Genomic DNA, 18,799 nt, shown 5'->3' with positions numbered 1-18,799 from the left:
TCCGCTCGCGCTTCAAGCCAGTTTGGCAATCGCGTCGAAGGCGAGGAGTTTTTCCAGCAGCCGCGGCATATCCTTGAGGTAGACCATGTTCGGGCCATCAGACGGCGCGTTGTCCGGATCTTCGTGTGTCTCGACGAATACACCTGCGACGCCGACTGCAACGGCAGCGCGCGCGAGCGTTTCGACAAACTCGCGCTGACCACCGCTGGAACCGCCTTGCCCGCCCGGTTGCTGGACTGAATGCGTCGCATCGAAAACAACCGGAGCGCCCATCGCCGCCATGATTGGCAGCGAACGCATGTCCGATACGAGTGTGTTGTAGCCGAAGGAGGCCCCGCGCTCGCACAGGAGAATATTCGGGTTGCCTGTCGAGTTCAGCTTGTTGAGGACATTCTTCATGTCCCAAGGCGCCAGGAACTGCCCCTTCTTGACGTTGATGGCTCGGCCGGTTTTGGCGGCAGCCACGAGCAGGTCGGTCTGGCGGCTGAGGAAGGCAGGAATCTGCAGGATGTCGACGACGGTTGCCACCTCGGCGCACTGCTCTTCCGTATGGATGTCAGTCAGAACCGGAAAACCGTATTCCTTCTTAAGGTCGGAAAAGACCTCCAGAGCCTTTTCAAGGCCAATGCCTCGCTGGGCCGATAGCGACGTCCGGTTGGCTTTGTCGAAGGACGACTTATAGACGAGACCAAGACCAAGCTTGTCGCAGAGTTCCTTAAGCACGCCCGCGACCATGAAGGCATGGTCACGGCTCTCCATTTGACACGGGCCGGCAATCAGCGACAGCTTGCCGGTATTCGAAAAGGTGACGCGGCCGGCGCCTTGGCCAACCACGACTTCGGAATTTGTCTGGCTCATCGTTTCTCCTCGAAGGCGAAGAGCGCACCCTGGCCGGGCGCCGCCTTCACCAGAATTCGATTGTTCTTGCGCGTGTAGGTCATCCCGTTAGCAGCCAAATGCGCTTCTGTCACGGCGAGATCACTGACCGTGAAAACAATGGCGACGCCACGCAGGCCGCGATCGTTTGAGGGTGCGGGGATGTCGAAGTAGGCATCCAATCCATCTGGAGAGAGAACGCTCACTTTGGCGTTCGGAGTTGTAACACTCGCGCCAAAGGCCTCGTTGGTCACCGTGAGGCTGTGCGCCGCGGCGCGCACAAATAGTGCAAAAGCCTTTGGGTCCGGCGCGCCAAGAATGATCTCCGCGATTCCTTTGACGCCGTTCACATGGGTTTGCAGCGTCCTTCGATCAGACGGCAGCGGATTGACGCGTTGGCATGTGAAAAAGAAAAAGTCCGGAGCTCGCAGATCGACCGCGAACGCGAGCTTGAACGCGGCGGTTGCCTGAGAACCGTCGGGCAGCCTCATCGGTCGCTCGAACTGCAGCATCTCGCCACCGTTGATCTTTTCGGCAAGGAATCTGGCATGGTCGCGGTCGGCATCGGCGGTCGCGAAGACCGCAGCGGAGAACCCATCATCCCCGCATCGAAACCGAAAGGCGCGGTCACGCGCGGTAAAGACATTGCCCTTCTTCGCTGACGCCTCATACGGTTCTGCGCTGGCGACCGCGAGAGGCTCCAGGTAAGTTTCGTCGGCGAAGAATATGCAGGCGTTCTCGGTTCCAAAAGGATGCCGGGCATCGGGCGCGACGGTGAATCCGAGTTTTCCGAGACGCTCGCGGGCAAGTACAATATTGGAGACCGGCAGCACGATGTGGTCCAGCGGATGTGCTTCGCTCATGGCAAACTCCCGGGAATTTGCGAAGATGTGCGCCGGGCAAGGGAACAATGCAACCCCCTTCTGCGCTTTCGCTCAAAAGCAATGCAAAAACTGAACAAGTTGCAGGCAAGTTTTACGAAAATTTAGGTACTTGCGGAACACATATGGAACATATAGTGTCTGTTCTGGCTTTGTTTCACGACTCTGGGGTTCAACTTCGATGCTGACGCGCAAGCAACAGGAGCTTCTTCTCTTCATTCACGAACGAATGAAGGAGTCCGGTGTCCCCCCATCTTTTGACGAAATGAAAGACGCCTTGGACCTCGCGTCGAAGTCCGGCATCCACCGGCTAATTACTGCTCTGGAAGAACGTGGTTTCATTCGTCGACTGCCGAATCGAGCCCGTGCCCTGGAGGTCATCAAGCTTCCTGAAGCCTACAATCCGAGCTTGCAGCCCCGCCGCGGCTTTTCGCCGAGCGTCATCGAAGGCAGCCTCGGAAAGCCACAGCCGGTCGCGCCGCCGAAGCCGGCTGCACAAGCCGACAACGGCAATTCCGCCTCCGTGCCAGTCATGGGACGGATCGCCGCGGGCGTGCCGATTTCGGCAATCCAGAACATTACCCACGACATCACTGTTCCAGCCGACATGCTTGGCCCGGGCGAACACTATGCGCTTGAGGTCAAGGGCGACTCGATGATCGAAGCCGGCATCTTTGATGGCGACACGGTGATCATCCGCAACGCCAGCACTGCAAATGCCGGCGACATCGTTGTCGCACTTGTCGATGACGAGGAAGCAACCCTTAAGCGCTTCCGCCGCAAAGGCGCTTCCATTGCGCTTGAGGCCGCGAACCCGGCTTATGAAACGCGTATTTTCGGGCCCGACCGTGTCAAGGTTCAGGGCAAGCTCGTCGGCCTCATTCGCCGTTATCATTGAAGAACGGCGGCTCACCGTCGAAGGTGCCGCTCCGCCAGTTGTATGCCCGATGCCACATCCAAGGGCGGTCAAGTGTGGTGTAGGCCGTCGTTACCACGGGTACACCTTGGTCATCTATCCTTATCTCAGCAGCGCCCGAACGACGCAGGGTTTCGCCGGTGAACAGAAGCGCGCCCGACCGGCATGCCGTCGCCCGCAGGCGAGCGGGCGTTACGACGATATCGGCTGTATCGCAGGCAGCGCCGAAATAAGCGGGATTTTCGACGATTGTCACGACGTAGCCGCTATCATGCGGGGCGGTGCACCAGGCGCCTTTCAGGCAGACAAAGCGGTTCTCAGCGCCCGTCGATGCCTAACGTAGCGCGTTGCGAGCGTTACGCAATTCCGTTGCTGAGAGTCGTGGAGCTTCCCCTTTATTTCCGCGCTGCCGAACAGGGCCGACGCCTTCCAACAATTGCGGTGGCTGGCTTAACTCCGCCGCGAGCGCCCTTCGCCATTGATCGAAGACGAAGTCAGGCGGATGGGGTCGATTGGATGCAAGGACCTGCCCTTTGACAATCGCGACAAGACTGCCGTCCTCGGCGATGACAATGTCGGGGGCGGTCTGGACGGCGCCAATGCCACAAGGGCGGTTGCCAACGCGATCACGGCAGCGCCGAGATAGCGGAGCTTGGTTCGCAGAAGGGCAAGCGAGAGGAAGCCCGCGACCGCCACCGGAAAGCACCAACCCGGCAGTCGTCCGATATCGACGTTGCCACCCCAGCCCGAGACCATCTTGGCAATGGCGATCACGATGTCGAGCCCGAAGCCCGCGATTTTCCAGGGAATAATATCGAGGCTAAACGGCGTCAGCAACATCGCGAACATCCCCATTGGCATTACCACAAAAGAGATCACCGGCATGGCCATGAGATTTGCGGGTAGTCCGTAAGCGCTGAGCCGGTGGAAGTGTTCGACACCAAAGAGCGCCGTCGAGAAGCCGCCGATCATCGAGGTCAGCAAGGTGCACCCAAAGAAGCGAGCGACAAGCGATGGGCTTCACTGCGGCGACCTGCAGCAGAGGGTGTTCGCGCGCGCTTCTCTGTGACCAGATTAGGGCGAGCCTCGCTGCGAATGACATCTGGAAGCTCGGTCCCAGCGCCTCGGACGGAGACGGGAGCAGGATCACCCAGGCGGACAAGGCGATGTTGCGTAAGCTGATCGACGGTCGATCGAAGAACACGGCAGTGAGCATGATCGCCATCATGATGAAGGCACGTTCCGCCGACACCGCGAAGCCCGAGATCATGTAATAGGCCGTCAGCGCTGCCAGCGCGCCAGCCGCGGCGGTCTTCTTGGTCGGATATGCCTGGACAACGGAAGGAAACAGGCTCAACGCCTGGCGCAGGCCGACGAAAAAGATGCCGGCCGACATGGCCATGTTAAGGCCGGAGATCGCCACGATATGTGCCAGGCCAGCCTGACGCAGGGCATCGGTCGTTTCCTGCGAGATGGCACGCCGCTCGTCGGTGACAAGCGAGGCGGCGAAGGCACCGGTATCGCCCGGCAGGATCTCGCGGATACGGTCACCTATACCGCTTCGAAGTGCGTCCAACCAATTCACCGCGCCATTCCACGGCGGCTGCTCACCGACGGTTGCTGGCATCGAAGCGCTTGGCGCATCCGTTCGCGCCAATCCCGTCGAAATAGGCGCTGAAAGCAAAATCGTTGAGCCCGGGGAGCGCGGGTCCGGCAGGCGGCGTCAGCAGCGAGCGACCCGTCAACCACGCACCGATGCCGAATGGTTCCGCCTGCCCGCGCGCGACGACGGAAACCCGCTCAGGTGGCCGCCTTATCTCGGGTGACTGCGTCGATGAGACGGAGACGATGTAGCGCCACCGGCCACGGCCGTCCCCCTCGCGGCGTTCGACGCGCCCCGTAATCGTGGTCGTCACGGCTGTGTCCAGTATAACGGTCGGCCTGCTCCAAGTTTCGAACTGGCCCGCGAACATCCCCACGACACAGAGCAAGCCCCCCAATGCGGCATTTCGGACAAGTCGGCGTCCTCGCCCTGCCGCCAGCACGACAAGGGCGAATACCGCAAACCAGGCCACCATCCGTAGCTCCGGCAGGTCGCTTTCAAGTTCGAACCAGAGCACCGCGCCTGCCCCCAGGAAGACCGGCGAAGACAGGAAGAACCGCCCATGTTCCATTTCCGTTGCTGCGGCGTGTCGAAGCCACGCGGAGCAACAGTCCGTCGCAGTCCTAATCCGAGTTGGCCACGGCAAGAACGATTGAGTGCGGAAAACGAGCGGGCGTTTCGGAGTCGCTTGCGGAACAAGAAAAGAAGGTTCTCCCGCGCGCTCAAACGCATCCGCGGCGGGTGCGACCTCCCTCACCTTGAATGGCTTCAACCCCGGCATGCATTGCGCCCAAAAACAGCCGCTCCTACAACCAGAATGCAAGCTCGATGGCTTCTTAGCAAGGATAATCGATTGAAATCTGAAGGAAAATCGGAAGTGAGAAAAGCCAAGGATAATCATCAGCTTCTGCTATGCGCGGCGCTCATCGCAGCAGTGCCCAAAAGTTGATACTGCGATGCACAAAATGGCGCCGCGGTAACTTGGCATTAGGCGCGCGATCATATAGCTATCGTCGACGACGCTTAACCCTATGGCGCTTTTATGGCGCCAACCGCCAGTTTGGAGGATCAGAATGACGGAACAAAGCGCAACACTGAAAATCGGTGACAAATCAGTCGATCTCGCTGTCAAGAGCGGCACGATCGGTCCTGACGTCATCGATATCGGCGCCCTGTACAAGAACACGGCTTCCTTCACGTACGATCCTGGTTTCACCTCGACCGCATCCTGTGAATCGAAAATCACCTACATCGACGGCGACGCCGGTGTGCTTCTGCATCGCGGCTATCCGATCGAGCAACTCGCCGAGCACGGCGACTTCCTCGAAGTCTGCTATCTGCTTCTCTACGGCGAACTGCCGACCGCAGCCCAGAAGAAGGATTTCGACTATCGCGTCACCCATCATACGATGGTGCATGAGCAGATGAGCCGGTTCTTCACGGGCTTCCGCCGCGATGCGCATCCGATGGCTGTCATGTGCGGCTGTGTCGGCGCGCTGTCGGCCTTCTACCATGACTCCACCGACATCACGGATCCGCATCAGCGTATGGTCGCAAGCCTGCGTATGATCGCCAAGATGCCGACGCTGGCCGCCATGGCCTACAAATACCACATTGGCCAGCCCTTCGTTTACCCGAAGAACGACCTCGACTACGCCTCGAACTTCCTGCGCATGTGCTTTGCAGTTCCCTGCGAGGAGTATGTGGTCAATCCGGTGCTGTCGCGCGCGATGGACCGCATCTTCATCCTGCACGCCGACCACGAGCAGAACGCGTCGACCTCGACCGTCCGCCTCGCAGGCTCTTCGGGTGCAAACCCGTTTGCCTGCATCGCTGCCGGCATTGCATGCCTCTGGGGCCCAGCTCACGGCGGCGCCAATGAAGCAGCGCTCAACATGTTGACCGAGATCGGCACTGTCGACCGCATTCCGGAATACATCGCGCGCGCCAAGGACAAGAGCGATCCGTTCCGTCTGATGGGCTTCGGTCATCGTGTCTACAAGCACTACGATCCGCGCGCCAAGATCATGCAGAAGACGACGCATGAGGTTCTCGGCGAGCTCGGTGTCAAGGACGATCCGCTGCTCGAGGTCGCGATGGAACTCGAACGCATCGCACTGACCGATGAATACTTCATCGAGAAGAAGCTCTATCCGAACATCGACTTCTATTCCGGCATCACGCTGAAGGCCCTGGGCTTCCCCACGACCATGTTCACCGTGCTGTTTGCTCTCGCCCGTACGGTCGGCTGGATTGCCCAGTGGAACGAAATGATCGAAGATCCGGAACAGCGTATCGGTCGCCCGCGCCAGCTCTATATCGGCGAGCCGCAGCGCGACTACGTGCCGGTTTCCAAGCGCTAATCAGCGACAGCAAAAAGCAAAAGCCCGGTCAGAAGTGACCGGGCTTTTTCTTTTGAAGGATGTCGAGAACAATCTCGGCCGCGTGTTCTCCCGGCGGCTTTTCGGTCTGCATCCTCTGCCAGAGGACGTCATACCCCTCCATCATTGCCTGCCGAGGCAAGGTGTCCACCGAGAGCTTCTCCATCCAGCGCGCAAAGCTGCCGCCTCGGACAACGTCGTTGATATATTCGGGCACAATAGCGTAATCCGCGATCAGGTTCGGAAGAGCCGCGCTCCACGTTTTGATCTTGCTGGTCATAAGCTTGATGATCCAGTCGGTCTTGTACGCAGAGATGCAGGGAACGCCGGTCAGCGCCAGCTCGAGCACGACGGTCCCCGACGCCGCCATGGCCGCATCCGCTTCCGCGAAAGCCCGCCACTTTGCCTCCGCTCCCGTCACGATCTCCGGCTTGGTGGTCCAATCCTTCACGAGATCCCGGATCATGGATTCGCGGCGCGGCATCGTCGGCAAAATGAAGCGCATCTCGCCGTTACGTGCCACCAGCTCGTGCATGGCATCGCCAAAGTGCGGCAGCAGCTTGGTGATCTCGGACGAGCGCGAACCGGGCAGCAACATCACGGTCTTCCGATCAGCCGGGCCTCGCGGTTTCGTCTGGGCGCGCTGGCCGCGGGCGTATAGCAGGTTCTGATCAGCAGTCAGGCGGTGGCCAACGTAGGTTGTCGGCGGGCCGCCCAGCCTGTGCATGACTTCCGGCTCGAATGGCAAGACAGCCAGCACATGGTCGACATAGGCGAGCATGCGGTGTGCGCGGTATTCCTTCCACGCCCAAACGCTCGGGCAAACATAATTGACAACAGGCAGGTCGGGCAGCGCCGTGCGCACACGCTTGGCGACCCTATGGGTGAAGTCCGGACTATCAACGATAATAAGCACATCGGGCTTGGCGGCGATGATTGCCGCCGCCGTCTCGCCAATCCGCCGAACCAGCCGAGGCAGCTTCGAAAGCACCTGCGTGATGCCCATGACCTGCAGCTCGGAGAAATCGAAAAGCGAGCACAGACCCTGCGCCTCCAGTCCCTCGCCGCCGACCCCGATCAGTTCCACGTCGCCCGGAAATTGCCGCTTCAGGGCTGCAATCAGGTCCGCGCCCAGAAGGTCGCCCGAAACCTCTCCAACGACGATAGCAACTTTCAGTGCCGCCTCGCTCACGCCAGCCCCCAGGATGGCAATCCCCTGTCCAACCCACACACGAAGATACCGGCTTCATCCGCAGCCTTTATGACAGCGTTTCGCTCCAGGACGAGTGAGCGGCCCGCTTCAACAGCCACGCCGGCCAGCCCCGCCTTCTGTAGGTTCTCGATCGTCGAAATACCGATCGATGGCAGGTCCGCGCGGATATCCTGCTGCGGCTTGCAGAGTTTCACGAGCACGCCACGGCGGCGCGCGGAAATTCGCCCAGCCGAGCGCAGATTAGCGACGCGATCCAACATGCTGTCCGTGCCCTCCACTCCTTCGAGCGCGACAATGCGGCCACCAACGGCAACAGCCCCCTGACCGACGTCCAGCCTACCGAGCGCATCCGCCGCTTCTGCAGCTCGCGCGATGTCCTTTATATCATCCGCGCTTGGGCGAACGGCACCCAGCGGACCGACGGACGCAAGCAGATCGGGTGCGATCTCGTGCGCACCAACGACCCGACGTCCATTCTCCTCGATCAAGGTAATGACCATCCGCAACACCGTATCGTCGCCGCCAGCAAGCAGCGTACGAATTGTCGACGGCAGTTTCACGAGCGTTTTCAACGTCGGCCTGACTTCGCGCCACTCCGGACGCCGGCCTACGCCGCCTGACATTACGACGCGGTCTATGCCGTTGTTTTCAAAGATCCGATGGAGAGCAGCGAAATCGCCGACGCCGATGACCGCGTGGTCGAAGCCTTCCCAGGACCGGTCAGCCTCGTCTTTCAGAGCGATAATGAAGGGGTTCTCGCCTGCGTCTCGCGCCGCGGTGGCGACATGAGACGGTAAAAGACCGCTGCCCGCGATAATTGCCAAGCGGCCTTTTGCCATGTCACCCGCGAGAGCCAAGCATCACCCTTTCTGTCCCCTGGTCGGAGAGGAAAGAGCGCGATCGCTTTCAGCGGCGATGAAGTCGAGAATCTGAATGACCTGTTCGCAATCGGCATATTCGTCCCGGATCGCGGCGGCGTTGTCACGGATCGAACCGTCGCCTTCGAAGATCGCCTTGTAGGCGCGCCGCACGGTATGGATCGTCGCCCGATCAACGCCAGCGCGGGTCATGCCAACAACGTTCAGGCCACTCAGAAGACCGGGATTGCCATTCAGCATGCCATAGGGAATGACGTCGTAGCTGACGGCAGAAAGGCCGCCGACAAAGGCCTGCCGGCCGACGCGCGTGAACTGATGCACGGCACAGCCGCCACCAAGAATGACGCGATCCTCGATCGTCACGTGGCCGGCAAGCATCACATTGTTGGACATGATGACGTTGTTTCCGACCCGGCAATCATGGGCGATATGCGAATTCGCCAGGAAGAGGTTGTTATTGCCGACAATCGTCTGGCCACCAAAGTCGGCGGTACCCGTATTGACCGTCACGCCTTCGCGGAACGTGCAGTTATCGCCGACCGTCAAGGTCGTCTCTTCGCCGCCATGATGAACACTCTGCGGATCGCCGCCGATTACGGCCATCGGGAAAACGCGGCATCCCTTACCGAGCGTCGTCCTGCCGGAGACAACCGAATGCGCAAGCAGTTCCACGTTATCACCCAGCACGACCTTCGGCCCAACGTGGCAGAAAGGGCCGATCTTGACGTTCTCGCCGATCACGGCGCCGTCTTCGACAACCGCCATCGCGTGAATGCTGGTGCTGGCTGCAATGGTGCTCATGCCTGATCCTTGCGAACGATCATCGCGCCGATGTCAGCCTCGGCGACAAGCGCTCCATCAACCTTGGCATCGCAATGGAACTTCCAGATATTACCGCGCTGCTTCTGTTTCTTCACGTGATATTCGACACGGTCGCCAGGAACGACTGGCTTGCGGAAGCGCGCGTTGTCGATCGTCATGAAGTAGACCAGATTCCCAGTCTCGCCTTGCTTTTTGGCGCAGATCGCGCCGGCCGTCTGCGCCATGCCCTCGATGAGCAACACACCCGGCATGATCGGCGACTCCGGAAAATGACCGGTGAAATGCGGTTCGTTTGCCGTCACGTTCTTGATACCGATCGCGGATTCGTCGCCGTCGATATCGATGATCCGGTCCACAAGCAGGAACGGATAACGATGTGGCAGCAGCTTCATAATCTCAATGATATCCGCCGAAGAGAGCGAAGTCTTGGCTTCCTCAGTCATTCTTTTCTCCCGTTTTCTTGCCGCCCGTTGATCGCGCCAAAATCGCTGCGGTCTCTCGCAGAAAATCGTTGATGGGGCGCGCGGGCACACCACCGTAACGTTCGCCGGCGGGTATGTCTCCGATCACGCCGCTCTTCGCCGCGATCTGCACTCCGTCACCGATCTTGATATGTCCGTTCAGTCCAGCCTGCCCGCCGATCTGCACGCCATCGCCAAGCACCGTGCTGCCGGCAATGCCGACCTGCGAAACGATGGCGCAATGGCGCCCAATGCGGCAATTATGGCCGATCTGGACCTGGTTATCGATCTTCGTGCCTTCGCCGATGACCGTATCGTCCATCGCACCACGGTCAATCGTCGTATTGGCGCCGATCTCGACGTGATCCTGAATGATAACCCGACCGATCTGAACGATCTTGATCATTCCGCGCGGACCCGGAGCATAACCAAAGCCATCCTGGCCGATACGCGCGCCGTTATGGACGATAACGCCGTTGCCGACGAGCGCGCACAGCACGCTTGCGCCAGCCGCGATCGTACAATTGCGGCCGATCTTCACATTTGGACCGATGACGGCGCCGGCTCCGATGTGCGTGCCCTCGCCGATCTCCGCATGCGCGCCGATGATCGCGAATGGCTCGACCGAAACCCTGCCTTCCAGACGCGCCGTCTTATCGACGACCGCGCGATCCGAGACGCCAGCCCCTTCGGACAGCAGTGCCTCCGGACGAAGTGCCTTCGGATGGAGATAGCCACCGGCCATTGCAAAGGCCGCATGGGCATTCTTCGAAATCAGGACAGGCAGATGCTCGGGGACCAGCGATCGCAGTCCGGCAGTGCAAAGCACAGCAGATGCCGCACAGGTCGCGAGCTCGTCCTTGCTCTTTTTCGACATGATGTAACAGAGGTCGCCGGCCTTCGCCCGATTTACGGGCGAAACGGAGCGGATCACAACATCTGCATCTTTGGGGTCAGCAAGCTCTGCCCCAAGATACTGCGCCAACTCCGAGAGTTTCACGCCATCATGGGGCAGAAAAAAGCCATTTTGCTCCATCGGCAAATCTCCAGAACGGAATTCGGTTTTACGGTTCCGGACTGCCGATATCAGAATTGGTTGTTTATGCCAAACTTGAAGTTCTGAGTTTTGTCAAAGTCTTCCTTGACGACCGGGATCGCGTAGTCGACGCGCAGGGTACCGAACGGCGATGCCCACATAAGACCAACACCGACGGACGCGCGAAGCGATGCGTCCTCACCGTTCACACTGTCGCCAAGCGGATCGACGTCGTTGCCAAACAGCGTGCCAGCATCGGCAAACAAGGCGCCACGCAAGCCGAAGTCGCGCGGGAATGCCGGAAGCGGGAACGTCGCTTCAGCCGATACCGTAAAGTAGGTCGTGCCACCGAGCGGGTCGTCGTTAGAGCCTGCAATGCGCGGGCCAATCCCCTTATTCTCGAAGCCTCTGATGTCGCCGTTGGTCAGCGTGAACTGGTCAAAGACGTTCAGATGCTTGTCGAAGCCGACGACATAACCTGCCGAACCCGCAAGCGAACCGATGATATCAGCATCGTCTGCCAGCAGGTGATAATAGCGTGCCTTGCCGTAGATCTTATAGAACTGCGAGTCACCGCCGAGGCCGGCAATTTCCTGCGTCACACTCGCATAGATGCCTTCGCGAGGCAGCGTCATATCGTCAAGCGTGTTGTAGGTCAGCGTCTGCGAAATGGACGACTTTACCCACGGGCTGTCTTCGACGAGATGCTGGTAAGGCGCAGACAGATCGCTCAGCGATCCCGAAGGATCGTACTTCATCTGCTTATAGTTGTAACGGAACGTCGTTGCCAGATCTTCCGTGATCGGCGCCGTCGCACGCAGCACACCACTGTTTTCTTCGTAGTCGTAGTTGTCGTTGCTCGACGTCTCGCTGTGGTTCAGATCGAAACCGACGGCCAGACGATAGCCCAAGAAGTAGGGCTCGGTGAAGTTCAAGCCGTAGGTTCTGGAGCCCTCTTGGCCGCCACCAGCACTGACCTTGATGTACTGACCGCGACCCAGGAAGTTCTTTTCTTCAACCGAGGCTTCGAGGATCAAGCCATCGCCACCCGCAGCATAGCCCGCGCCAATACCGAACGAGCCGGTGGCCTGGTCCTGCACATCAACAACGACGACGACGCGATCCGGCGAACTGCCAGGCTGCGTCGAGATGTTGACCGACGAGAAATAGCCGAGAGCTTCGAGGCGGCGCTTTGCGCGCGTGATCATCTGCTGATTGAACGCGTCGCCTTCGCTCATGTCGAACTCGCGACGGATAACGAAGTCGCGCGTACGGCTGTTGCCGCGGATTTCAATACGCTCGACGTAGGCGCGCTCACCCTGATCGACCAGGTATTCGACGCCAATCGTGTTGTTGCCCAGATCGCGGTTGCCGCGCGGCGTTACGCGCGCAAATGGATAGCCAGCGGAAGCCACCTGATCGGAGATCGCCTCCATGGACTTCTGGACTTCCTTGGCGCTGTAGACCTGGCCTTCACGCGTGCGAACCAGCCCCTGAAGCTGCGTCGAATCGATGCCGGGAACGGTCGACTGCACAGTTATGGCACCAAAATCATAGCGCGGGCCCTCTTCGATGTTGAAGGTCAGCGTGTACTTGTTCGTTGCCTCGTCGAACGCCGCATCCGACGAAATGATACGGAAGTCGGCATATCCGCGATTGTAATAGAACTGACGCAGCGCCTCTTCGTCGGCGCGCAGCTTATCTTCGTTGTAGACGTCCTTGCGGGTCAGGAACGACAGAAAGTTGGAGCGCTTCGTGTTGATGACCGAAGAGAGACGGCCCGAGCTGTAGGCGTTGTTGCCCACGAAATTAATAGCGGCAATCTTGGTGCGATCACCTTCGTCGATGACGAAAGCCAGATTCACACGTCCCTCGCCGAGGGGCACGACCTGCGTGGTTACCTGAACTTCACTGCGACCGGTCGCGGCGTACGCGTCTTTGATCGCCTGAATGTCCGACTGGATCTGCGCGTCGTTGAAAGGTCCGGCCGCATGCGTCTTCACGACAGCAGCAAGCTTGTCGTCCTTGATCTTGCGATTGCCGTTGAAGACGACCTGGTTGATGAGCTGCGCTTCCTGGACGGAAACAACCAGCGTGCTGCCAGAGACGGAAATCTTCACGTCAGAGAAATAGCCAGTGTCGTAAAGCTGCTTCACCGAGTCATCGATATCGGTGTTGGAGAAGCTCTTGCCAGGCTGGATTGTAAGGTTTGAGCGGACGGCCTCAGCGCCGACACGGCTGGCACCACGCACATCAATACGCTGAATAACTGCAGCTTCTGCCGTCGTTGCCGAGACGAAAACCGTTGCACCTGCCCCCGAAGCAACAATACCTGCAGACAGCGCAACCGCCGATACTGCGTTCAAAAATCTTGAACCAGCCTTCATTTCACCCATTACCTTTTTTCTCGTCCCCGGCTTCAGGCGTCCCCCGATTCCGGCCACGTGTGTCGTTTTACCCGCTTTTGACATACAAGCAAGGGAGCAAGTTAATTTCTGTTTACTTCATTTCAAAGCGTGACGCATTCGCCACTACAGCTTTGAAACATCGTAAATAAACGGTAATTTTCCCTCGTCCGGCAATCAGCCAATTAAAGCACTTATATCGTTCCAGGTGGCAAAAACCATCAAGCTCAAAACCATCGCCAAGCCAATGCGGAACGCAATGTCCTGGGCAGACGAACCCAACGGTTTTCCCCTCACCGCTTCAATCGCATAGAACATCAAATGACCGCCATCAAGTACCGGAACCGGCATCAAGTTCAGTAATCCGATAGAAACCGACAAGACAGCAGCAAGCTGCAGCAAAGCTGCAACGCCCAACGTCGCCATCTGGCCGGAAGCCTGTGCGACGCGGATCGGTCCGCCAAGCTGGTCGGGCTTCATGTAACCGGAGACCAGATTGCCGATATACTTGAAAGTCCCGGTTACGATGTGCCAGGTCTGGATCGCGCCTTCCTTGACCGCCTCCAGCGGCGAATAGGTCTGCACCCGGAAGTGCCCGACCTCCTGGTTCGTAACGATACCGATAAGACCGATTTCGATCTTGTTGCCGAACTGATCGGTCATGTCAGTCCGGGCCGGCACCATCGGCACATCCAGCTTCTCGCCGTTGCGCTCAATCGTCACAATGATCCGCTGCTCGGGCCGAATGCTGACGTAGCGCCGCACGTCATCGAAGGTCTCTACCTTCGTGCCATCAATGGCCATCAGCAGATCGCCCGGCGCGATGCCGGCCTCAGCCGCGACGCTGCCCGGCTTGACTTCCGCGACAACAGGATCGGCGACCGATCGGCCGTAGATCGAGAAAAGAACTGCAAAAATCGCAATCGCAAGGATGAAGTTCGCAATCGGGCCGGCAGCTACGGTTGCGGCGCGCTTCCACAGCTTCGCGCCAGCGAACGAACGCGCGCGGTCTTCTTCCGACATCGCGGCGATCTTGTCGTCATCGGGCTTGCTCGATACGTCCTCGTCGCCGAAAAAGCGGACGTAGCCGCCAAGCGGTATCAATGAAAGCTTCCAGCGGGTTCCCTGCTTGTCCGTGAAGCCGATGAGTTCCGGACCAAAGCCGATCGAGAACGCCAATATCCGGATGCCGCTCCAGCGCCCGACAAGATAGTGCCCCATCTCGTGCACGAAGACGAGCAACGACAAGACGAGGACGAAGGGCACGATATAGCCCGTCAGGAACGCCAATATACCGGTCAAGCCAAGCATCTGATCTTTCCGCCAGCCTTTGCAGACATTATACGCCGAACAGGGCTGCACCGAGCGACGTTATTTCGCCGCCCTTTATCAGCGAAAAAAGCACAGCTAGCAAGAACGCCGCAAAGCAGGCGAAAATGAGCCCGTCGACACGGTCCATGACGCCGCCGTGCCCGGGGATCAGATGGCTCGAATCCTTGACGCCGAAGCGGCGCTTGATGAAGGATTCGAAGAGATCGCCGCTCTGGCTGCAGACTGACAGTATGAACGCGACCGGCGCCACCAGCACGACGCTTTCCGGAAAGGCAAAATAGGCAACCAGGCTGCCGGCGATCACCGCGGAGACGGCGCCACCGATGGCGCCGGACCATGTCTTTCCCGGAGATATCTTCGGCGCCAGCTTCGGGCCGCCAATTGCGCGCCCGACAAAATAGGCAAGAATGTCGGTCGACCACACGACCGCGAATACGAAGAGCATCGCAACGAGCCCGACACTGTCGGCGCCGCGGATGGTCGATAGCGCTATTCCTGTAAGGCCGGCGTACACGACCCCCGTGGGAAACCAGCGCGACACGCCCAACGTAAACACGAAGCCGACGGCAATCAGAAAGAAAAGCACGAGGAGAAGAAGAGAATAGTCCAAGGTACCAGCAACGACAGCCACCGCAATCGCCGCCTGCCCTATCCAACCAACGGCGTTGGCGACCGGCTGTTCCGTGGCGAGCTTCGTGATGGTCGACCACTCATAGTAGATCAACAGCCCGATCAATGCCGACAGCAGGCTGAAGGCCACTCCGCCGTACCAAGTGGCGAGCAGAACAATGGCGGCGAGAATTACTCCGGAGACAATGCGTAGCTTCAGCTCCTGCTGCATCAGGTGCCCACTGCCGCAGCCGTCTGTGCCACCAGTCCGCCAAAGCGACGGTCGCGCGACGCGAAAGTTTCCAACGCTGAGTAGAAAATTTCCCGGCTGAAGTCGGGCCAATACTCGGGAACGAAAATGAACTCGGAGTAAGCCGCCTGCCAAAGCAGGAAGTTGGAGAGACGTTCTTCGCCACTCGTGCGGATGATCAGATCGGGATCCGGGATCCCAGCGGTATCCAACCGGGCGTTGATCAGCGAAGGAGAAATGTCCTGCGCCCTCAGCCGGCCTGCCTCGACGTCACGTGCAAGGCCTGCCACGGCACGAGCGATCTCGTCGCGCGAACCATAGTTAAAGGCGATAACGAGCGTCAGCGCGGTATTCGCCTTTGTGGTCTCTTCCGCGTCCACGAGAAGATTGAGGATGTCACTCTTGAGGCTGTGTCGGTCACCAATGACTTTCACGCGCACGTTCTGGCGATGGAGCTCCGCCAAGTCGCGACGAATGAAAGCCTTCAGCAATCCAAGGAGATCAGAGACCTCCGTTTCCGGCCGACGCCAGTTTTCCGACGAGAAAGCAAAAAGCGTGAGATATTTGATCCCCACGTCGCCGGCCACGCGCACGGCTTCGCGTACGGCGTCGACCCCTTTGCGATGTCCCATCGTGCGCGGAAGTCCGCGCTGCTTCGCCCATCGGCCGTTGCCGTCCATGATGATGGCAACGTGTTCTGGCACAGTCAAAAATGTTCGTTCCGACATTTCCCGTCCGGTTCTTGCAGTCAAGGCGCAGCCGCAGCGCGCCTTAAACCTGCATGATTTCCTTTTCCTTGTCGCCAAGCAAGCGGTCGACCTCAGAAATCGTCTCGTCGGTCATCTTCTGCACACGATCTGATTGCGCCCGGCTTTCGTCCTGCCCAATCACACCGTCCTTTTCGGCTTTCTTAAGGCCGTCCATGCCGTCGCGGCGCACATGGCGAATCGCAACCTTGCTTTTCTCGGCATAGTCGTGGGCGACCTTGACCAGCGACTTGCGGCGCTCCTCGTTGAGCTCCGGCAGCGGAATGCGCAGGTTCTGGCCGTCGATGATCGGATTGAGGCCGAGGTTGGACTCGCGGATGGCGCGATCGGTCGCGTTGACCATCGACTTGTCCCAGACCGAAACCGACAGCATGCGCGGCTCCGGCACGGTGATGTTGGCAACCTGGTTCAGCGGCACGCGCGAACCGTAGGCCTCGACCATCACCGGATCGAGAATGTTGGCCGAGGCGCGGCCGGTGCGCAGCGATGCGATATCGTGCTTGAACGCGGAAATTGCGCCATCCATGCGGCGCTTGAGTTCCTTGATGTCGATGCCTTCACTCATTTCATTGCTCCCGTCTTGGTAGAAGCTGCGGCAAATCGGCCGCCCACTCAATCAGTTATCAGAGACGACGGTCTTGAGGCCACCGCCCTTGAGGATTTCAGCGAAACCACCCTTCTCGTGGATCGAGAAGACGATGATCGGAATGGAATTCTCCCGTGCCAGGGCCACTGCCGCAACGTCCATGACGGCCAAGCCCTTATCCAGGACTTCCTTGTGGGTCAGATGGTCAAAGCGGGTCGCTTCAGGGTCCTTTTTCGGATCAGCCGAATAAATACCATCGACCTGCGTTCCCTTAAAGATCGCCTCCGCTCCCATTTCGGCTGCGCGCAATGCGGCTGCCGAGTCGGTCGTGAAGAACGGGTTGCCGGTACCGCCTGCGAAGATCACGACACGGCCGAGCGACAGGTGGTAGAGCGTGGCGCGCTGCGAAAAGCTCTCGCAGATCTCCGGCATCGCAATGGCCGACAACACGACAGTATCGATGTTTAGCTTGCGAAGCGACGTTGCCAGCGCCAGCGCGTTGATGACAGTCGCGAGCATACCCATGTGGTCGCCCGTGACGCGATCGCCGCCCTTGGAGGCAACCGCGACGCCGCGGAAGATGTTGCCACCGCCGACGACGACGCCGACTTCCACACCCATCTGCCGCGCTTCGGCTATGTCAGCCGCAATGCGGTCTGCGACCGCTACATCAATTCCAAATCCCTGGCTGCCCATGAGGGCTTCGCCGGAAGCCTTGAGTAGAACGCGTTTGTAGACAGGCTCTGACGACATCGTGGCTCCTCGTATATTACCGCTGTGTGCCGGATACACGAAGGGCACCGCGTTGTCACGCGATGCCCTTCTGTTTTCACATGTATAGGTCGATCAGCCCTTGGCGACAGCGGCAACTTCAGCAGCGAAGTCGCTTTCTTCCTTCTCGACGCCTTCACCGAGGAGGAGGCGTGCCATGCCGACGACTTCGATCTTCGCGCCAGCTTCCTTTTCAGCTTCCTTGACAGCAGCGCCGACCGTCAGGTCGGGGTTGATCACGAAAGCCTGCGAGAGAAGAGCAACTTCCTCGAAGAACTTGCGCATACGACCTTCGACCATCTTTTCGATGATGGCGTCCGGCTTGCCGGATTCGCGGGCCTGTTCGATGAAGACGTTCCGCTCACGCTCGGCAACGGCAGCGTCGACTTCCTCGGCGCGGATGGCCAGCGGGTTCGTCGCAGCGATGTGCATTGCAACCTGGCGGCCGATCGAGGTCAGGACGGCCTTGTCACCTTCCGACTTCAGGGCAACGAGAACGCCGAGCTTGCCGATGCCGTCGCCGGCAGCGTTGTGGATGTAGGTCGCGACGACGCCGTGCTCGACTTCGAGCTTGGCGGCGCGGCGCAGCGTCATGTTTTCGCCGATGGTCGCGATCGCGTCCTTGATGGTGTCGGCGACCGGCTTGCCGGATGCCGGGTAGGTTGCAGCCGCGACGGCTTCAACCGAACCATCGGTCGTCAGGGCAACGTTGGCGATGCCGCGGACGAGATCCTGGAAGGCATCGTTGCGGGCAACGAAGTCGGTTTCCGAGTTCAGCTCGACGACAACAGCCTTGTGGCCGGCGCCGGCGATGGCGATCAGGCCTTCAGCGGCAGCACGACCAGCCTTCTTGTCGGCCTTCGAGATACCCTTGGCGCGGAGCCAGTCGATCGATGCTTCGATGTCGCCGTTGTTTTCCAGCAGCGCCTTCTTGCAGTCCATCATGCCTGCGCCGGACTTCTCGCGCAGTTCCTTCACCAGTGCAGCCGTAATCTCGGTCATAAGCTTCCTC

Annotated in this window: 16 protein-coding genes and 1 pseudogene; 2 read left to right on the top strand and 15 right to left on the bottom strand. The window is 59.4% G+C overall.

Annotated features, from left to right (window positions below; genetic code table 11):
• Positions 1 to 12 precede the first annotated feature (12 nt).
• Both kdsA and NBG89_RS06705 read right to left on the bottom strand, forming a co-directional pair.
• On the bottom strand, positions 13 to 858 hold the full coding sequence (gene kdsA / locus NBG89_RS06710; RefSeq protein WP_431322173.1) for a 3-deoxy-8-phosphooctulonate synthase: 846 nt from the start codon (positions 856 to 858) through the stop codon (positions 13 to 15).
• On the bottom strand, positions 855 to 1,739 hold the full coding sequence (locus tag NBG89_RS06705) for a VOC family protein (RefSeq protein ID WP_431322172.1): 885 nt from the start codon (positions 1,737 to 1,739) through the stop codon (positions 855 to 857). The genes kdsA and NBG89_RS06705 overlap by 4 nt, the downstream gene beginning before the upstream one ends.
• A 199-nt stretch (positions 1,740 to 1,938) precedes the next feature.
• Here NBG89_RS06705 and lexA point away from each other — a divergent pair, with 199 nt between their 5' ends.
• The gene (gene lexA / locus NBG89_RS06700) at positions 1,939 to 2,655 is read left to right on the top strand and encodes a transcriptional repressor LexA (RefSeq protein ID WP_088694905.1); all 717 of its coding nucleotides are present in this window, start codon (positions 1,939 to 1,941) and stop codon (positions 2,653 to 2,655) included.
• Here the strand turns inward: lexA and NBG89_RS06695 are convergent.
• Positions 2,636 to 5,057 (bottom strand): annotated as a pseudogene (locus NBG89_RS06695) (ComEC/Rec2 family competence protein). The gene lexA and the pseudogene NBG89_RS06695 overlap by 20 nt on opposite strands.
• A 292-nt stretch (positions 5,058 to 5,349) precedes the next feature.
• Between NBG89_RS06695 and gltA the strand changes: the two are divergent.
• Complete coding sequence (gene gltA, locus NBG89_RS06690; RefSeq protein WP_088694904.1) at positions 5,350 to 6,639, top strand: citrate synthase; 1,290 nt, start codon at positions 5,350 to 5,352, stop codon at positions 6,637 to 6,639.
• A 28-nt stretch (positions 6,640 to 6,667) separates the two neighbouring features.
• Here gltA and lpxB read toward each other — a convergent pair whose 3' ends face one another.
• The 12 genes from lpxB to tsf form a co-directional block, all read right to left on the bottom strand.
• Positions 6,668 to 7,849 (bottom strand): lipid-A-disaccharide synthase, encoded by a 1,182-nt coding sequence (gene lpxB / locus NBG89_RS06685; RefSeq protein WP_431322171.1) that lies wholly within the window; start codon positions 7,847 to 7,849, stop codon positions 6,668 to 6,670.
• Positions 7,846 to 8,727, bottom strand: a complete 882-nt coding sequence (locus NBG89_RS06680; RefSeq protein WP_431322170.1) for an LpxI family protein — start codon at positions 8,725 to 8,727, stop codon at positions 7,846 to 7,848. The genes lpxB and NBG89_RS06680 overlap by 4 nt, the downstream gene beginning before the upstream one ends.
• 3 nt (positions 8,728 to 8,730) lie before the next feature.
• Positions 8,731 to 9,549: an acyl-ACP--UDP-N-acetylglucosamine O-acyltransferase gene (gene lpxA / locus NBG89_RS06675; RefSeq protein WP_431322169.1), complete on the bottom strand. Its 819-nt coding sequence runs from the start codon at positions 9,547 to 9,549 to the stop codon at positions 8,731 to 8,733.
• Complete coding sequence (gene fabZ / locus NBG89_RS06670) at positions 9,546 to 10,013, bottom strand: 3-hydroxyacyl-ACP dehydratase FabZ (protein ID WP_088694901.1); 468 nt, start codon at positions 10,011 to 10,013, stop codon at positions 9,546 to 9,548. The genes lpxA and fabZ overlap by 4 nt, the downstream gene beginning before the upstream one ends.
• On the bottom strand, positions 10,006 to 11,067 hold the full coding sequence (gene lpxD / locus NBG89_RS06665; protein ID WP_431322168.1) for a UDP-3-O-(3-hydroxymyristoyl)glucosamine N-acyltransferase: 1,062 nt from the start codon (positions 11,065 to 11,067) through the stop codon (positions 10,006 to 10,008). The genes fabZ and lpxD overlap by 8 nt, the downstream gene beginning before the upstream one ends.
• Positions 11,068 to 11,117: 50 nt before the next feature.
• A complete protein-coding gene (bamA, locus tag NBG89_RS06660) occupies positions 11,118 to 13,454 on the bottom strand; it encodes an outer membrane protein assembly factor BamA (protein ID WP_431322622.1) in 2,337 nt (778 codons plus the stop codon).
• A 195-nt stretch (positions 13,455 to 13,649) separates the two neighbouring features.
• Positions 13,650 to 14,783: an RIP metalloprotease RseP gene (rseP, locus tag NBG89_RS06655; protein WP_431322167.1), complete on the bottom strand. Its 1,134-nt coding sequence runs from the start codon at positions 14,781 to 14,783 to the stop codon at positions 13,650 to 13,652.
• A 28-nt stretch (positions 14,784 to 14,811) separates the two neighbouring features.
• Positions 14,812 to 15,645, bottom strand: a complete 834-nt coding sequence (locus tag NBG89_RS06650) for a phosphatidate cytidylyltransferase (protein ID WP_431322166.1) — start codon at positions 15,643 to 15,645, stop codon at positions 14,812 to 14,814.
• A complete protein-coding gene (locus NBG89_RS06645) occupies positions 15,645 to 16,391 on the bottom strand; it encodes an isoprenyl transferase (protein ID WP_088694897.1) in 747 nt (248 codons plus the stop codon). The genes NBG89_RS06650 and NBG89_RS06645 overlap by 1 nt, the downstream gene beginning before the upstream one ends.
• 43 nt (positions 16,392 to 16,434) lie before the next feature.
• Positions 16,435 to 16,995 (bottom strand): ribosome recycling factor, encoded by a 561-nt coding sequence (gene frr / locus NBG89_RS06640; protein WP_007790369.1) that lies wholly within the window; start codon positions 16,993 to 16,995, stop codon positions 16,435 to 16,437.
• 51 nt (positions 16,996 to 17,046) lie between these two features.
• Positions 17,047 to 17,769 carry a UMP kinase gene (gene pyrH, locus NBG89_RS06635; protein ID WP_024316951.1) on the bottom strand — a complete coding sequence of 241 codons (723 nt, stop codon included), beginning with the start codon at positions 17,767 to 17,769 and terminating at the stop codon, positions 17,047 to 17,049.
• Positions 17,770 to 17,862: 93 nt separating this feature from the next.
• A complete protein-coding gene (gene tsf, locus NBG89_RS06630) occupies positions 17,863 to 18,789 on the bottom strand; it encodes a translation elongation factor Ts (RefSeq protein ID WP_431322165.1) in 927 nt (308 codons plus the stop codon).
• Positions 18,790 to 18,799: the final 10 nt, after the last annotated feature.

The sequence above is a fragment of the Rhizobium sp. YTU87027 genome (assembly GCF_050644135.1).
Lineage (GTDB): Bacteria > Pseudomonadota > Alphaproteobacteria > Rhizobiales > Rhizobiaceae > Rhizobium.
Note: the sequence above shows the minus strand (reverse complement) of the source record. Positions and strands in the feature narration are given on the sequence as shown.

Coding starts and splice junctions, on each gene's coding strand:
- kdsA (WP_431322173.1), bottom strand. CDS start 858: ATGAGCCAGACAAATTCCGAAGTCGTGGTTGGCCAAGGCGCCGGCCGC.
- NBG89_RS06705 (WP_431322172.1), bottom strand. CDS start 1,739: ATGAGCGAAGCACATCCGCTGGACCACATCGTGCTGCCGGTCTCCAAT.
- lexA (WP_088694905.1), top strand. CDS start 1,939: ATGCTGACGCGCAAGCAACAGGAGCTTCTTCTCTTCATTCACGAACGA.
- gltA (WP_088694904.1), top strand. CDS start 5,350: ATGACGGAACAAAGCGCAACACTGAAAATCGGTGACAAATCAGTCGAT.
- lpxA (WP_431322169.1), bottom strand. CDS start 9,549: ATGAGCACCATTGCAGCCAGCACCAGCATTCACGCGATGGCGGTTGTC.
- fabZ (WP_088694901.1), bottom strand. CDS start 10,013: ATGACTGAGGAAGCCAAGACTTCGCTCTCTTCGGCGGATATCATTGAG.
- lpxD (WP_431322168.1), bottom strand. CDS start 11,067: ATGGAGCAAAATGGCTTTTTTCTGCCCCATGATGGCGTGAAACTCTCG.
- bamA (WP_431322622.1), bottom strand. CDS start 13,454: ATGAAGGCTGGTTCAAGATTTTTGAACGCAGTATCGGCGGTTGCGCTG.
- rseP (WP_431322167.1), bottom strand. CDS start 14,783: ATGCTTGGCTTGACCGGTATATTGGCGTTCCTGACGGGCTATATCGTG.
- NBG89_RS06650 (WP_431322166.1), bottom strand. CDS start 15,645: ATGCAGCAGGAGCTGAAGCTACGCATTGTCTCCGGAGTAATTCTCGCC.
- NBG89_RS06645 (WP_088694897.1), bottom strand. CDS start 16,391: ATGTCGGAACGAACATTTTTGACTGTGCCAGAACACGTTGCCATCATC.
- frr (WP_007790369.1), bottom strand. CDS start 16,995: ATGAGTGAAGGCATCGACATCAAGGAACTCAAGCGCCGCATGGATGGC.
- pyrH (WP_024316951.1), bottom strand. CDS start 17,769: ATGTCGTCAGAGCCTGTCTACAAACGCGTTCTACTCAAGGCTTCCGGC.
- tsf (WP_431322165.1), bottom strand. CDS start 18,789: ATGACCGAGATTACGGCTGCACTGGTGAAGGAACTGCGCGAGAAGTCC.